Annotated in this window: 12 protein-coding genes; 5 read left to right on the top strand and 7 right to left on the bottom strand. The window is 65.4% G+C overall.

What is annotated here, in order from left to right; genetic code table 11:
• Window positions 1–65: 65 nt before the first annotated feature.
• The 4 genes from alkB to QX051_RS13605 all read right to left on the bottom strand — a co-directional run bounded on the left by alkB (window position 66) and on the right by QX051_RS13605 (window position 3,289).
• Window positions 66–719 carry a DNA oxidative demethylase AlkB gene (alkB, locus tag QX051_RS13620; protein WP_315776469.1) on the bottom strand — a complete coding sequence of 218 codons (654 nt, stop codon included), beginning with the start codon at window positions 717–719 and terminating at the stop codon, window positions 66–68.
• Between the two features lie 5 nt (window positions 720–724).
• A complete protein-coding gene (locus QX051_RS13615) occupies window positions 725–1,393 on the bottom strand; it encodes a 2OG-Fe(II) oxygenase (RefSeq protein WP_409998097.1) in 669 nt (222 codons plus the stop codon).
• A gap of 210 nt (window positions 1,394–1,603) precedes the next feature.
• The gene (locus tag QX051_RS13610; RefSeq protein ID WP_315776467.1) at window positions 1,604–2,956 is read right to left on the bottom strand and encodes an amidase; all 1,353 of its coding nucleotides are present in this window, start codon (window positions 2,954–2,956) and stop codon (window positions 1,604–1,606) included.
• 6 nt (window positions 2,957–2,962) lie between these two features.
• On the bottom strand, window positions 2,963–3,289 hold the full coding sequence (locus QX051_RS13605; protein WP_315772505.1) for a hypothetical protein: 327 nt from the start codon (window positions 3,287–3,289) through the stop codon (window positions 2,963–2,965).
• Between the two features lie 191 nt (window positions 3,290–3,480).
• On the opposite strand from QX051_RS13605, the gene QX051_RS13600 reads away from it, so the two are divergent.
• The 4 genes from QX051_RS13600 (at window position 3,481) to QX051_RS13585 (ending at window position 7,301) form a co-directional block, all read left to right on the top strand.
• Window positions 3,481–3,894, top strand: coding sequence for a Zn-ribbon domain-containing OB-fold protein (locus tag QX051_RS13600; RefSeq protein ID WP_315776466.1), 414 nt, complete (start codon window positions 3,481–3,483; stop codon window positions 3,892–3,894).
• Window positions 3,895–3,898: 4 nt separating this feature from the next.
• Window positions 3,899–5,038, top strand: coding sequence for a thiolase C-terminal domain-containing protein (locus tag QX051_RS13595; protein ID WP_315776465.1), 1,140 nt, complete (start codon window positions 3,899–3,901; stop codon window positions 5,036–5,038).
• Between the two features lie 108 nt (window positions 5,039–5,146).
• Window positions 5,147–6,061 (top strand): SDR family oxidoreductase, encoded by a 915-nt coding sequence (locus QX051_RS13590; RefSeq protein ID WP_315737265.1) that lies wholly within the window; start codon window positions 5,147–5,149, stop codon window positions 6,059–6,061.
• 124 nt (window positions 6,062–6,185) lie between these two features.
• On the top strand, window positions 6,186–7,301 hold the full coding sequence (locus QX051_RS13585; RefSeq protein WP_315737264.1) for an SMP-30/gluconolactonase/LRE family protein: 1,116 nt from the start codon (window positions 6,186–6,188) through the stop codon (window positions 7,299–7,301).
• A gap of 933 nt (window positions 7,302–8,234) precedes the next feature.
• Here QX051_RS13585 and ppc read toward each other — a convergent pair.
• The 3 genes from ppc to QX051_RS13570 all read right to left on the bottom strand — a co-directional run bounded on the left by ppc (window position 8,235) and on the right by QX051_RS13570 (window position 13,688).
• The gene (ppc, locus tag QX051_RS13580) at window positions 8,235–11,018 is read right to left on the bottom strand and encodes a phosphoenolpyruvate carboxylase (protein ID WP_315776464.1); all 2,784 of its coding nucleotides are present in this window, start codon (window positions 11,016–11,018) and stop codon (window positions 8,235–8,237) included.
• 138 nt (window positions 11,019–11,156) lie between these two features.
• The gene (locus tag QX051_RS13575) at window positions 11,157–12,701 is read right to left on the bottom strand and encodes an acyl-CoA synthetase (RefSeq protein ID WP_315776463.1); all 1,545 of its coding nucleotides are present in this window, start codon (window positions 12,699–12,701) and stop codon (window positions 11,157–11,159) included.
• Window positions 12,702–12,878: 177 nt separating this feature from the next.
• Window positions 12,879–13,688: a crotonase/enoyl-CoA hydratase family protein gene (locus QX051_RS13570; protein ID WP_315776462.1), complete on the bottom strand. Its 810-nt coding sequence runs from the start codon at window positions 13,686–13,688 to the stop codon at window positions 12,879–12,881.
• Window positions 13,689–13,790: 102 nt separating this feature from the next.
• Here QX051_RS13570 and QX051_RS13565 point away from each other — a divergent pair, with 102 nt between their 5' ends.
• Window positions 13,791–14,666, top strand: a complete 876-nt coding sequence (locus QX051_RS13565) for an SDR family oxidoreductase (protein ID WP_315776461.1) — start codon at window positions 13,791–13,793, stop codon at window positions 14,664–14,666.
• Window positions 14,667–14,720: the final 54 nt, after the last annotated feature.

The raw sequence follows: 14,720 nt of genomic DNA, 5'->3' as shown, positions 1-14,720 counted from the left end.
CCCGGGGGCAGCATAGAGCCAAGGATGCCCGTTGCAAAACGAGGAAGGTCACAGACCGGCCAGGACTACCGCGCTCGGCGGAAGGTCAGGTTGATGCGCCGGCGGCCGAGCCGAGCATGCTCACCGTCGGCGAGCGGGGCAACGCCATGAAACGCGAGCCGCGCCGGCCCGCCCCAGACGACGACGTCGCCATGAACCAGCCGATAGCGTTGCGTCCTTTCGGTGCGTTTGAGCCCGCCGAACAGAAAGGTCGCGGGCAGCCCGAGCGACACCGAGACGATCGGCGCGCCGATGTCACGCTCATCGCGGTCCTGATGCAGCGACATCCTGGCGCCCGGCTCATAGCGGTTGATCAGGCAGGCATCGGGCGCGAAGCCTGCGAAGCCGGCCTCGCTTGCGGCTTGCTCGGCAAGTTGATGAAACAGCGGCGGCATCGCCGGCCATGGCTGGCCGCTGTCCGGATCAACAGCATCATAGCGGTAGCCGCTGCGATCCGTGACCCAGCCACACGCGCCGCAACTCGTCATCGCCACCGACATCTGATGGCCGCCCGGGGTCACCATGCGGCGGAACGGCGCCTGCGCCGCGATCGTCTCGATCGCTGTGATAAGCTCCGCCTCCTGCGGCCGCGCGAAGCCGCGCAGCAGCACCGCGCCGGGCGCGAGCTGCTCGCGAGCCGGTCCTACCGCCGCGAGTCCATCGAACAGATCCACCGTCATGCGCCTCACTTCGCATCGTGAAAGATCACGCCCAGCGTATGGCGCCGGCCGGAGCGCAGCCGGCTGACACCATGGCGCATGTTGACGCGGTAGCTGCCGCGCGTGCCCTGCACCGGACGATTGTAGACCGCGAACACCACGGCATCGCCCTGCCGCAGCGGCACCACCTCGGCGCGCGACTGCATGCGCGGCCGCTGCTCGGTCAGCACGAACTCGCCGCCCTCGAAATCACGCCCCGGCTCGGACAAGAGGATCGCGACCTGCAGCGGAAACACGTGCTCGCCATAGAGGTCCTGGTGCAGGCAATTGTAGTCGCCCTCGACATATTGCAGCAGCAGCGGCGTCGGCCTGGTCTGGCCGGCCCGATGGCAGCGCGCGAGAAAATCATCGTGGTCGCCGGGGTACCGGACGTCGATCCCCATCGTCGCGTTCCAGCGGTTGGCGACCGCAACAAGATGCGCGTACAAAAGCGGCCGCAGCCGCGCGATCGGATCCGGCAGCGGATAGCTGAAATATCTGTACTCGCCCCGCCCGAAGCCGTGCCGCGCCATCACCACCCGGCTGCGAAAGCGACTGTCGTCCGGATAGAGCGCCGCCAACGCGCGGCAGTCGTCGGGCGAGAGCAACTGCGTCAACACGGCGCAGCCGCGCGCATCGAGGTCCCGTTCCACCATCGCCCAGTCGATCGCCTCGGGGCGCGGCGTGGGTTCGGGCGACGATGGAGTCATCTTGCGTGCCTTGATCATGCAAGCAATGTGGCCATCAGGCTGGCCCAGCGCCACCCGTTTTCCGGGGTAGAACAAACTCGATCAGAGACAACGCTGCTCGGCAAAAACGAGCTCACGTAGCTCGATACCAAACCGCAGACATGCCGAGCCGCCGCCTCAACCCCGCACCACGCCCTCGATCCCGGCCGCGATCTCCAGCAGCTTGCGGTCGTTGCCGCCGGATTGCGCCAACATCAGGCCGACCGGGACCTCGCCATGGCGATGCGCCGGCAGCGAGATGGCGCAGCCGTCGATCATGTTGATGAAGGTGCAGTTGCGCAGGGCACGGATGTTTTCGCGGGCGAAGACCTGATCGTCGGCGAGATCGGCAATCCTGGGCGACGCGTTGGCGGTGGTCGGCATCACCAGCGCGTCGTACGGCGCGATCCGTGCGGCGGCCCGCTTGACCAGCGAGCGGCGGGCGTTGAGCATCTCGATGTAGTCCGGCACCGTGATCGCCTCGCCGCGCAGGATGCGGACGGAGACGCGCGGATCATAGACGTCGCCCTTGGCGATCAGCAGGAAGCGGTGCCAGGCGTAGCTCTCGGCCGCGGCAAAGCCGCCCTTCATGCCGATGACGCCGACGTCGAGAAACTCCGGAAATTCGATGCGCTCGATCAGCGCGCCCTGCTTCGCCAGGGTCTGCAGCGCCCGCTCGAAGGTCGCGGCGACCTCGGCATCGAGCTCGTCGAGCACGATCGTCGTGGGCACCGCGAGCCGCAGGCCCTTCACCGGTCGCGCGGCCAGCGGCCGGATCGGCTCATCGGCCAGCACGGAGTCGAGGATCGCGCAGCATGCGACGGTGTTGGCGAGCGGCCCAAAACTGTCGAGCGTCGAGGACAGCGGCACGCCGCCGTCGAGCGGCACGCGGGCCTGCGTCGGCTTGAAGCCTGTGATGCCGTTGAAGGCGGCGGGGATGCGGCAGGAGCCGCCGGTGTCGGTGCCAAGCGCGCCATAGGCCATGCGGTCGGCGATCGAGACGGCGGCACCCGACGACGAGCCGCCCGGCACGTGGCCGACCTCGCGCTTCCACGCGCTCTTCGGCGTGCCGTAATGCGGGTTGATGCCGATGCCGGAATAAGCGAACTCGGTCATGTTGGTGCGGCCGATCACGACGAAGCCGGCCCGGCGCAGCCGCGCCACGGCGGGCGCATCGGCCTCGGCCGGCGCGGAGTCGTCGAGCGCGCGCGAGCCGGCGCGGGTCACCTGGCCCTTGATGTCGAACAGGTCCTTGATCGAGACCGGAATGCCGGCGAAGGGCGACGGCGCGGCATTGGCCTTGCGCAGCGCGTCCATGCCGTCGGCGGCCGCCAGCGCGGCGTCCTTGTCGACATGGATGAAGGCGCGCTCCCCCTCACCCGCGGGATCGGCAATGCGGGCGAGACACTCCTCCACCAGCTTGCGCGCGGTGGTGCGGCCGGCGGCGAGATCGTCGGCCAGCGCGGCCAGGGTCGGATTTGAAGCGGTCATGGCGTCCTATCGCGTGTGATCAGCGGCATCGGCCGCGATATCCATATCGAGCAGCGCGGAACTCAGCGACTTGCCGTGCGCATCCAGCGCCAGCGAGCGGGTCACCCCGCCGCCGAGCGCCCGGCTCATCACGAAATTCAGCGCCGCAATGTTGGGCAGCTCATAGCGGACCACCTCGCCCCGGACAATGCCGGCAAAGTGGGCCCTGACCCGCTCGGCCGTCACCTGTGCGCGCAGCAATGGATAATCCTTGGCGTCGTAGGCGATGACCGAGATGTTCGAGGTATCACCTTTGTCGCCGGTCCTGGAATGGGCGATGTCGCGCAGCTTCATCTCGTCTCCGATCATGCGGCCGCATCAAAGACCAATTTTCACCGGACGGCAATTGCTGCCCGGGACACCTCTGCGCTTGCCGGAGAGCGGCATGCGCGGCGTGATGGACCGTTGACGCGTCTGCTTCAAATGGCGCATCACATCCGGCAAATGAGCAGGCGACGGAGCCCGCCACAGGGAGGATCCATCGGATGGCCGAGCCAGCGCGCGCACGTCCCAAGCCGACACCCGAGACCCAGCATTTCTGGGACGGCACCAGAGCCGCTGAATTGCGACTGCAGCGCTGCGACGCCTGCGCCCACGTCTACTTCCCGCCGCGCCCGTTCTGTCCGGCCTGCGCCAGCCGCAAGGTCAGCGTCTTCAAGGCCTCAGGCCGGGGCACGCTCTACAGCTACGTCATCAACCATCGTCCCCCGGCGCCCGGCTTCACGCCGCCCTACGCCATTGCCGTCGTGGCGCTCGAAGAGGGCCCGCGCATGATGAGCAACATCACGGGCTGCCCCCAGACACCGGAGGCATTGGAGCTCGACATGCCGCTCGAAGTCACTTTCGAGCCGCTCGACGAACAAATCACCCTGCCCCTGTTCCGGCCGGCGAAAGGATAGCGCCATGCGTCGAAACCAGGTTGCCGTGGTCGGCGCCGCCGAGACCACCGAGCTCGGTATCATCCCGACGATGTCGCAGATCCAGCTGCATGCGGACGCGGCGCTGAATGCGATCGCCGATGCCGGGCTCAAGCTGTCGGACATCGACGGCTTCGCCACCGCGGTCGAGACGCCGCAGCAGATCTGTCATTACCTCGGCATCACGCCGACCTGGGTCGACGGCACCTCGGTCGGCGGCTGCTCCTTCATGCTGCATGTCCGCCACGCTGCCGCGGCGATCGAGGCCGGCCTGTGCAAGACCGTGCTGATCACCCATGCCGAGAGCGGCAAGTCGATGATCGGCAAGCTGCCGCGATCGATTCCGCCTGACAGCCTGCAGGGCCAGTTCGAGGCACCGTTCGGCGTCTACGGTCCGCCCAGCATGTTCCCGATCCCCGTGCTGCGCTACATGAAGACCTACGGCATCACCCATGAGCAGTTGGCGATGGTCGCCGTCGTCCAGCGCGAATGGGCCGCGAAGAATCCTCGCGCGATGATGAAGGATCCGATCACGGTCGAGGACGTGCTGAACTCGCGCATGATCGCCTATCCGTTCCGGCTGCTGCAATGCTGTCTCGTCACCGATGGCGGCGGCGCGCTGATCCTGACCTCGGCCGATCGAGCCAAGGATTTTCCGCAGAGGCCAGTCTATATTCTCGGCACCGGCGAAAGCGTGGAGACGCCGATGGTCAGCCAGATGGAGACGTTCAATTCGTCGCGTGCCTTCAAGGTCGCGGGCCCCCTCGCCTTCAAGGAGGCCGGCATCGGCCATGCCGACGTCGACCATCTCATGATCTACGACGCGTTCGCGCATCTGCCGCTGTTCGGGCTCGGCGATCTCGGCTTCATGCCGCATGAGGAGACCGGCCCGTTCATCGCTGCCGGACACACACGTCCCGGCGGCAAGCTGCCGCTCAATACCAATGGCGGCGGCCTGTCCTACATGCATTCGGGCATGTACGGCATGTATGCGTTGCAGGAGAGCGTGCGCCAGATGCGTGGCATCGCCCCGGCGCAGGTACCCGGAGCCAAGATCTCGGTGTGTCACGGCGTCGGCGGCATGTTCGCCGCGTCAGGGACGATTATTTTTACGAACGAAAGATAACCACCGTCATTCCGGGGCGCGCGAAAGCGCGAACCCGGAATCTCGAGATTCCGGGTCTGGTGCTGCGCACCAGCCCGGAATGACGGGGCAAAACAAGGAGACCTCCCCATGACCAAATCGCTCCAGGACAAAGTCATCATCGTCACCGGCGCCGGCCGCGGCATCGGCCGCGAGATCGCGCTGCTGTGCGCCGCCGAAGGCGCCAAGGTCGTGGTCAACGATCCCGGCGTCGCCTCCGACGGCTCGGGCACCAGCGCAGCGCCGGCGGAGGAAGTGGTCGAGGAAATCAAGAAGCGCGGCGGCACGGCGGTGGCGAATTTCGAGAGCGTGTCCGAAGCGATCCCGGCCAGCAAGATCGTGAAGGCCGCGACCGACCACTTCGGCAAGCTCGACGGCGTGGTCAACAATGCCGGCATCCTGCGCGACATGATCTTCCACAAGATGAGCATCGAGGCGTTCGAGGCCGTCATCAAGGTCCACCTGATGGGCTCGTTCTATGTCGCTCACTCCGCCGCGCGGCTGTTCCGCGAGCAGGAGAGCGGCTCCTTCGTCCATTTCACCTCGACCTCAGGCCTGATCGGCAATTATGGCCAGGCCAACTACGCCGCGGCAAAGCTCGGCATCGTCGGCCTGTCGAAGTCGATCGCGCTCGACATGGGCCGCTTCAACGTGCGCTCCAATTGCGTCTCGCCGTTTGCCTGGAGCCGCATGATCGGCACCATCCCGGCGGAGACCGAGGCCGAGAAGGAACGCGTCGAACGCATGAAGCGGATGGGGCCCGAGAAGATCGCGCCCGTCGTCGCCTATCTGCTCGGCGATGCCTCGAAAGACGTCACCGGCCAGATCTTCGCCGTTCGCATGAACGAGATCTTCCTGATGAGCCAGTCGCGCCCATTACGCTCGGTGCACCGCGGCGAAGGCTGGACGCCGCAGACCATTGCGGAGCATGGCATGCCGGCACTGAAGCCGTCGTTCTACAAGCTCGATCGTTCCGCCGACGTGTTCGGCTGGGACCCGATCTGAGATTTGCAGCGCCAAAATCCGCTTGCAGCGCACACCATCTCAAGTTGTTTTTTGTCTAAACGACCCGCGCGCCGCCATGATTTCGTCGTATGGTCGCCTCCCAACAAAAGTCGGGAGGACATAGATGACGAATGCACGACACGACATCACGCAGGATTCGCCGGCCGGAACTGACGGCTTCGACCGGCGCATGCTCCTCAAGGGCGTCGCCGGCTTTGCCGCGGCGGCAGCGGCAGTCTCGCCGGCCGGTGCCCGCGATTTCGGACCGGGCGCGCAGCCGCAACGCTATCCGGATCCCGACATCGTTGTGATCGACGAGAAGCGCTTCAAGGCCAAGGTTGGCAACACCACGATCAAGCGTCTGTTCACCGGCTGCCTGTGGGCGGAAGGTCCGGCCTGGAACGCGCAGGCGCAGTATCTGGTCTGGAGCGACATCCCGAACAACCGACAACTGCGCTATCTCGACGACGACGGCCACATCTCCCAGCAGTTCCGCAAGCCATCGAACGAATCGAACGGCAACACCTTCGATTATGAAGGGCGGCAGATCACGGCCGAGCGGACCCGCCTCGTCCGCTTCGAGCACAACGGCTCGGTCACCGTTCTCGCGGAGAAGGCGAACGACAAGCCCCTCAACGGCCCGAACGACATGGTCGTCAATCCCAGCGACCAGTCGATCTGGTTCACCGATCCCGGCTACGGCTCGATCAACCTGTATGAAGGGCAGAACGCCCGCAACGGCTCCAATCAGCCGTTCCAGAAGGAAGCCGTCTACCGCGTCGATGCGCAGTCCGGCGCGATCACCAAGGTCGCGGACGAGCCGTTCAAGCCGAACGGCATCGCCTTCAGCCACGACTACAAGAAGCTCTACGTCTGCGACACCGGCATCACGCACTATCCGAACGCCAAGAACGTGATCTGGCAGTACGACGTCAATGGCGACAAGCTGGCGAACCCGAAGGCGTTCATCGACATGACGCTCGACGGCAAGTCGGGCTTCGCGGACGGGCTGCGGGTCGACATCGACGGCAACATCTGGGTCGGCGCCGGCTGGGTCGGCGAAGGCTATGACGGCGTCCACATCTTCGCGCCGGACGGCGTCCGCATCGGCCAGATCAAGCTGCCGGAGATCTGCGCCAATGTCTGCTTCGGCGGCAAGAAGCGCAATCGCCTGTTCATGACCGCGAGCCAATCGCTCTATGCGGTCTATGTGGAGACGCAGGGCGCGCATATCTGTTAGGCCGGAAAACCGCCCTTGCTACGAGGCGTCCCTGCGAAAGCGGGGATGCCTCGTCAACGATGGGGCCACACTCACACTGCCGTCCCGGACAGGCGCGCGGTACGCGCGCGCAGATCCGGGACCCATACCCCCAGGGAGACGTGCGAGGCACGATGGTCGATCCTCCTCGCCCAGCCACATCTGCCTGCGGCTCCGGGTCCGAATCAAGACCGGGACCCGACGAACGGACGCACCTCGCCTTCTGAAACGAATAAAGCGCTTGCTATTTTTCGGAAATCATGTTCTTCTCTCGCCATCCCGCCTCATGCAAGGGGCGTAGCGCGCGATCGTCACGACACGCGAGGCGGGGATGCGATGGCCGCGGTTGAGCCGCAGCGTGTCCCTGGATGCGCGGACGAACGGCTTTGCCGCGGACGTGAAATCGCGTGGTCCTGGCGCCCCGAAGCAGGCGTCAAGTCCGTGGTGATGCCCAGCGCATCGCGCGGGCGACGGTGTCTACGAGCCGGCACACCGGGGAGATCGCGTATAAGCGTGAAGACATCGCGCGGGGAATGCCGGATGTTCGGCTGAACCTGTGGTGACTGCCGCCTGCTTTCTTTTCTGCAGGCGGGCCATGGGTGAGGCCTTCACCCGGCATTCCCCGCGCCCTTGCACGCTCGTGAGGGACATGTTCGCTGCATGCACTCGGGCGCGAAACGCCGCGAGGACGAGATCGTATGTCATTTGCTGCTTGAGCCGCAAATCAGTCGCACCACCGCTGTCGTCCCGGGCAAGCCACGATGCGCGCAGCGCGTCGTGGCGCCGACCCGGGACCCATACGCCGCGGCGGCCGTGATAGGCGAAGGTCGACAACGCATTCGCCCCAAACTACTCCCTGGGGTTATGGGTCCCGGCGTTCGCCGGGACGACAGAGAGTCTGTGGTTACAGCCGAGCTATCCCGTATTTCTCAACCCCGCCGAGATGCCGTTGATCGTCAGCTGAATCCCGCGCAGCACCTGCTCGTCCGGGTTCTGCGCGCGGTGCTCCTTGAGAAGCTCGACCTGCACGTGGTTAAGCGGATCGAGATAGGGAAAGCGGTTGCGCACCGAGCGCTCCAGCAGCGGATTGCCCTGCAGCAAGCGCTCCTGTCCCATGATATCGAGCAACGTCTCGATCACCAGATTCCATTCGCGCCGGATGCGGCCAAAAATCTTTTCACGCAGGGCCTCGTCCGGGACCAGCTCGGCATAGCGCGAGGCGATGGCGATCGAGCTCTTGGCGAGCACCATGTCCATGTTCGACAGCAGCATGCGGAAGAACGGCCATTCCTGATAAAGCTCGCGCAGGAATGGCATGCCCTGCTCCGGATTTTCCGCGATCCAGGTCTCGACCGCGCTGCCGAAGCCGTACCAGCCCGGCAGCATCAGCCGGCACTGCGCCCAGGAGAACACCCAGGGGATCGCACGCAGGTCCTCGATCGCGCGGGTTTTCTTGCGCGAGGCCGGGCGGCTGCCGATGTTGAGGGTGGCGATCTCGTTGATGACCGTCGAGGCCCAGAAATATTCGACGAAGCCGTCGGTTTCGTAGACGAGGCCCCGATAGGCCTTGAAGGCGAGCTCCGAGAGCCGGTCCATCGCAGTGAGATATTCGCGCTTCGGCGCCGGCTGCCGCGGATGCAGCAGGCTGGCCTCGAGCGTCGCGGCGGCGAGAATTTCCAGATTGTTACGTCCGACCTCGGCGTTGGAATATTTGCTGGAGATGATCTCGCCCTGCTCGGTGATGCGGATCTGGCCGTTCACCGCGCCGCCGGGCTGGGCGATGATGGCGTCGTAGCTCGGACCGCCGCCGCGGCCGACCGATCCGCCGCGGCCATGGAACAGCCTGAGCCGGATGCCATGGCGTTCGAAGATGTCGACCAGGCCGATCTCGGCCTTGTAGAGCTCCCAGCCCGAGGTGACGAAGCCGCCGTCCTTGTTGCTGTCGGAATAGCCGAGCATGACCTCCTGCACGGCGCCGCGGCTGTCGACCAGGCGGCGGTAATCGTGCAGCGCCAGCATGCGGTCCATGATGGCGCTGGAGGCCTGCAAATCCTCGATCGTCTCGAACAGCGGCACGATGTTGACGGCGCAGCGGCCCGATGGATCGATCAGGCCGACCTCCTTGAGCAGCAGCGCCACCTCGAGCATGTCGGACATGCCCTTGCACATCGAGATGATGCACTGGGGGATCACGTCGGCGCCGAAGGTCGCGTGCGCCTCGGCAGCGGCGCGGAACAGCGCGAGCTCGCCGACGGTCTCATCGCTGTACTTGACGAATTGCGATACAAGCGGCCTGGCGTTGCGCAGCTCGCTGACAAGCAGGCCGACCCGCGCATCCTCGCTCAGCGCCATATAGGACATGCCGGGCATCGCGGTGTCGATCAGCTCGGCGACGGTGCGCTCGTGCACCGCCGAATTCTGGCGGATGTCGAGCCGGGCCAGATGGAAGCCGAAGCAATCCAGGGCACGCCGCAGCAGCCGCAGCCGCCCGCGGGCGATCACCTCGGCATTGTTGGCGATCAGCGAGTGATGCAGCACGTCGAGATCATCCTGCATCTGCTTGACGCTGTCGTAAGGCGCCACCGCCGCCACGGGAAGGCGGCTGATCGGGATACTGAGCTTCTTCGCCGTCGCCGCCAAGCGCGCATAGATGCCGGACACCGCCAGGCGATATGGCTCGCCGTGACGATGCGGCGACGTGTCCGGCGAGCGCTCGGCCAGCGCACGCAGCTCCTCGGAGACATCGGCGAGATGCGCGGCGATGGACAGCTCGCTGCCGAGCAGGTGCAGTTCCTCGAGATAGTAGTGCAGCGCCAGGCTGGATTGCAGCTTGAGCGTTCCGCGCATCACCTCGGCGGTGACGAACGGATTGCCGTCGCGATCGCCGCCGATCCAGCTCCCCATGCGCAGGAACGAGGCGAGATCGCCCGCCACCTCCCCTCCGTCATTGAGCCGATCCTCGAGCGAGCACAGCAGACGCGGCACCTCACGCAGAAACGTGTAGTCGTAGAACGACAGCCCGTTGGTGACCTCGTCGAGCACCGTCAGCTTGGTCCGGCGCAGCAGGTTGGTCTGCCACAAGGTCAGCACGGCGCGGCGCAGCGCCTCGTCATTGGCCTCGCGCTCATCCGGCGTCAGCTGCATCCGCTCGCGGCGGTCGAGCAGCATCGCGATCTCCATCTCGCGATCCATCGTGCTCTTGCGCCGCACCTCTGTCGGGTGCGCGGTCAGGACCGGGCTGACCAGCGCCGTCGAGAAGAACTTGCGCAGATCGGAAGCCTCGAATCCGGCGGATTTGGCGTGAGCGAGCGTCGCCGCCAGCATGCCGGCCCCGCCATTGGAATCGCTCTTGGCACGCATGCGCCGGATGTTGTTCTGGTCCTCGGCAATGTTGGCGAGGTGCGAGAAATAGCTGAAGGCGCGAACGATGCGGACGGTCTCAGCCGTCGTCATGCCGTCGAGGATCTGCTCCAGCTCGCGCCGCGCCTGGCGGTCCTCGTCGCGGTGGAAGCGCACCGAGGTCTGGCGGATGCGCTCGACGAGGTCGAACAATTCGGCGCCTTCCTGGTCGCGGACGGTATCGCCGAGGATGCGGCCGAGCAGCCGGATATCGTCCCGCAGCCGCGCATCCTCCTCCATCGCCTGCACCTCGGCAGCGCGGTTGGGACGGATTTCCTCGCTCATGGTTTGCGGCGACATGGATGCGCTCTCCAGCAGCTGCCCATTTACGGGTCAGTCTGCCGTATCTATACCGCAGCGCAAGATCAAGAAAGAGGCGTCGCCTGCCCTATTCAATGCTCACGTGACGTCTTCTCATCGCTGAGAGCCGCCAATCGATCAGATCTTTCGCCCTGCCTGCGCCCAATAGGGGTCGCGCAGCCGCCGCTTGAAGATCTTGCCGGAATCCTCACGAGGCAATTTGTCCTGGATTTCGATGTGCTTGGGCACCTTGTAGTCGGCCAGAGAAGCCCTGAGCCGGTGTCTGATCTCGCCGGTATCCAGCACGACGCCGGGCTGCGGCTCGACCACGGCCATCAGGGCTTCCCCGAACTCGGCATCGGGAATGCCGAATACGGCGCAATCGTGCACGCCGGGCACGGCATGCAATACGGCTTCGATCTCGGCCGGATAAATGTTGACGCCGCCGGAGATCACCATGTCGCGCTTGCGATCGCACAGGAAGACGTAGCCCTCAGCGTCCATGTAGCCGACGTCCCCGGACGTAATGAAGCCGTCGCGGTCGATCTCGGCACGCTTCTCCGGCTTGTTGTGATAGGCAAAATCCGGATTGCCCGCGATACGCGAATAGATCTCGCCAACCTCGCCCTGCGGCAGGATGCGGCCGTCCTCGCCGAGGAAACGCAGCTCGGCGCCCGGCGCGACCTTGCCGACGGTGCCGGGCTTGCGCAGCGCGTCCTCCGAGGTTGCGAAGGTGACGGCGCCGGATTCGGTCGAGCCGTAGAACTCGTAGATGACCGGCCCCCACCAGTCGATCATCGCGCGCTTGACGTCGGCCGGGCACGGCGCGGCAGCGTGAATGACATGGCGCAGCGACGATACGTCGTAGCGGCGGCGAACCTCCTCCGGCAGCTTCATCAGCCGGATGAACATGGTCGGCACCATGAAGATCGTATCAATCCGCTCTGTCTGGATGATGCCGAGAAATTCTTCCGGCTCGAAGCGCGGCATCAGCACCAGCGCGCCGCCGAGACGTCCGGCACGCAGGCCGAACGCATTCGGGGCAGAATGATACAGCGGCCCCGGCAAGAGCGCGCGCGAGCCCGGCTTCAAGCCGTAGATCAGCGCTCGCATGCGCTCGGCCGAAGCCGCCTGCTCGACCGTCGGCGCATTGCGGCGCACGCCCTTGGGATGACCGGTCGTGCCGGAGGTGTAGATCATGTTCTGCGGCTGCGGCACCTGCGGCCCCTCGTAAGGACCCTGTTGCATGAGCCAGCTTTCCAGGTCGGTCGCGAACTCCGGTGTTGCGAGCAGATCCGCGCCGATCTTGTAGTTGGACAGGATCTCCGGCGGCGTCGGCACGCTGAGCACGGTGCCTCCGGGTGGAATCAGGCCGCGAAGCTGATGCAACAGATCGGCGTGACCGATCAGCACCTTGGTCGCGGAGTCCTTGAGGATGTAGTCGATCTCCTCCGGTTTGAAGTGCCAGTTCACCGGCACGCCATAGGCGCCGAGCCGCATCGCGCCATAGGCGGCCTCGATGAAGGCGATGTCGTTGCGCATGAGAATGCAGACGCAATCGCCCTGGCCCACGCCGAGCTTCGCGAGGCCGCTGGCGATCCGCGCGGCGCGGTCGGCGATTTCGGCGTGGCTGCGCCGGCGCTCGCCGGAGATGATGCCGCAGAACAGGGAGGACGTTTCCATTTTCTTTGTTATCCGATCTGGCGTCGGTTTGAGTTTCGGCCGTCATTCCGGGGCGATGCGCCGCGACAAAACGGCGGAGCCGTCTTGCGCGGAGCATCGAACTCAGGTGCGCAGTTGCGCACCGGAGAATCTCGAGATTCCGGGCCTGCTCCTTCGGAGCATCCCGGAATGACGGACTCAGTCCGCAAACTTCGGCGCGCGCTTCTCGATGTTGGCGCGCACCGATTCGAGCTGGTTCGGACTGCCGATCAGCTTCTGCTGCTCGACCGATTCGGCGAGCAGCGCCGGCCCCGGATCGACCGAGAGATTGTTCAGCATCCGCTTGGCGGCGCGGATCGCATCCGGATTCTTGCCGGCGATCTCACGCGCGGTCTCCAGCGCAGCCGCGCGCGGATCGGCGCAGATGCGGGTAACGAGGCCGTAGGACTGGCCTTCCTCCGGCGAGAACACCCGGCCCGTGTAGGTCAACTCGCGCAGGATGTCGTCGCGCATCAGGGTCGCCAGGATCGGCGTGCCCGCCATGTCGGGCACCAGACCCCACTTGATCTCCATGATCGACATCTTGGTGTCGGGCGCGACGTAGCGCATGTCCGCGCCGAGCGCGAGCTGGAAGCCGCCGCCATAGGCGACGCCATGCACTGCAGCAATCACCGGCACCGGCAGCTGCCGCCAGCCCCAGACAGCCTGCTGGGCGAAATTCGCCTTGCCGTGGGTGCGAATGGTGAGGTCGCGCTTCTCGCCGCCGGGTATGCCGTTGCCGCCGGACTCCTTCATCGCGGCGAAGCGGCCCATGTCGAGGCCCGCGCAGAAGGCACGCCCCTCGCCGGACAGCACCACCGCCCGCAGTCCCTTCTCCTTCGACAGCCGGTCGGTCGCCGCGACCAGCGCCTCGAACATCTCCATGTCCAACGCATTCATCTTGTCGGCGCGAACCAGGCGAACGTCGGCGACGCCGTCCTTGATCTCGATCGCGAGGCGGTTGTCCATCGAGCGGTCTCCCTACGGATGTCTTTGTGACTTTACAGAATGCTGTCGGAGCGATTTAGTCAATCGACCAATTAACTCACAACATGTCAGGCGGAAACTCCCATGTTCAAGGACAATCTCCTCGAAGGTCGACGCATTCTGGTGACCGGCGGCGGCACGGGCCTTGGCAAAGCGATGGCTGCCCGCTTCCTGCAACTCGGCGCCGAAGTGCATATTTGCGGCCGGCGGAAAATCGCCTGCGACGAGACCGCGACCGAACTGATGGACCTCTACGGCGGCCGCGTGACCAGCCATGGCGTCGACATCCGCAATGCCATGGCGGTGGAGGAAATGATCGAGGCCATCTTCCAGGAAGGCGGTCTCACCGATCTGATCAACAACGCGGCCGGCAACTTCATCTCCCGCACCGAGGAATTGAGCCCGCGCGGTTTTGACGCGGTCGCCAACATCGTGATGCACGGCACGTTCTACGTGACGCATGCCGTCGGCAAGCGCTGGATCGCCGCGAAGCAGCCGGGCAACGTCGTGTCGATCACGGTGACGTGGGTGCGCAACGGCTCGCCCTATGTGGTGCCATCGGCGATGAGCAAGTCGGCGATCCACGCCATGACGATGTCGCTCGCGACTGAATGGGGCCGCTATGGCATCCGCCTCAACACCATCGCGCCCGGCGAAATCCCGACCGAAGGCATGAGCAAGCGCATCAAGCCCGGCGACGAGGCCGGCGCGCGGACCAAGGCGATGAACCCGATGGGTCGCGTCGGCACCATGGAGGAGCTGCAGAACCTCGCGGTGTTCCTGATCTCCGGCGGCTGCAACTGGATCAACGGCGAGACCATCGCGATGGACGGCGCCCAGGCGCTGGCGATGGGCGGCAACTTCTATCAGTTGCGCGACTGGAGCGACGACGACTGGACCAAGGCCAAGGAGTCGATCAAGGCGCAGAACGAGAAGGACCGCGCGACGCGCACGAGCTGACGGCCGAATCGCCCGGTTGATCGGCGACGTGCGCCCTGTAGACTGATCGAGAGA

The organism is Bradyrhizobium sp. SZCCHNR1053 (genome assembly GCF_032381235.1).
Taxonomy (GTDB): Bacteria; Pseudomonadota; Alphaproteobacteria; order Rhizobiales; family Xanthobacteraceae; genus Bradyrhizobium.
Note: the sequence above shows the minus strand (reverse complement) of the source record. Positions and strands in the feature narration are given on the sequence as shown.

Excerpts from the sequence above, each read along its gene's own strand:
- QX051_RS13595 (WP_315776465.1), top strand. The coding sequence starts at position 3,899 with ATGCGTCGAAACCAGGTTGCCGTGGTCGGCGCCGCCGAGACCACCGAG.
- QX051_RS13615 (WP_409998097.1), bottom strand. The coding sequence starts at position 1,393 with ATGGTGGAACGGGACCTCGATGCGCGCGGCTGCGCCGTGTTGACGCAG.
- alkB (WP_315776469.1), bottom strand. The coding sequence starts at position 719 with ATGACGGTGGATCTGTTCGATGGACTCGCGGCGGTAGGACCGGCTCGC.
- QX051_RS13605 (WP_315772505.1), bottom strand. The coding sequence starts at position 3,289 with ATGAAGCTGCGCGACATCGCCCATTCCAGGACCGGCGACAAAGGTGAT.
- QX051_RS13570 (WP_315776462.1), bottom strand. The coding sequence starts at position 13,688 with ATGGACAACCGCCTCGCGATCGAGATCAAGGACGGCGTCGCCGACGTT.
- QX051_RS13575 (WP_315776463.1), bottom strand. The coding sequence starts at position 12,701 with ATGGAAACGTCCTCCCTGTTCTGCGGCATCATCTCCGGCGAGCGCCGG.
- QX051_RS13585 (WP_315737264.1), top strand. The coding sequence starts at position 6,186 with ATGACGAATGCACGACACGACATCACGCAGGATTCGCCGGCCGGAACT.
- QX051_RS13590 (WP_315737265.1), top strand. The coding sequence starts at position 5,147 with ATGACCAAATCGCTCCAGGACAAAGTCATCATCGTCACCGGCGCCGGC.
- ppc (WP_315776464.1), bottom strand. The coding sequence starts at position 11,018 with ATGTCGCCGCAAACCATGAGCGAGGAAATCCGTCCCAACCGCGCTGCC.
- QX051_RS13610 (WP_315776467.1), bottom strand. The coding sequence starts at position 2,956 with ATGACCGCTTCAAATCCGACCCTGGCCGCGCTGGCCGACGATCTCGCC.
- QX051_RS13600 (WP_315776466.1), top strand. The coding sequence starts at position 3,481 with ATGGCCGAGCCAGCGCGCGCACGTCCCAAGCCGACACCCGAGACCCAG.
- QX051_RS13565 (WP_315776461.1), top strand. The coding sequence starts at position 13,791 with ATGTTCAAGGACAATCTCCTCGAAGGTCGACGCATTCTGGTGACCGGC.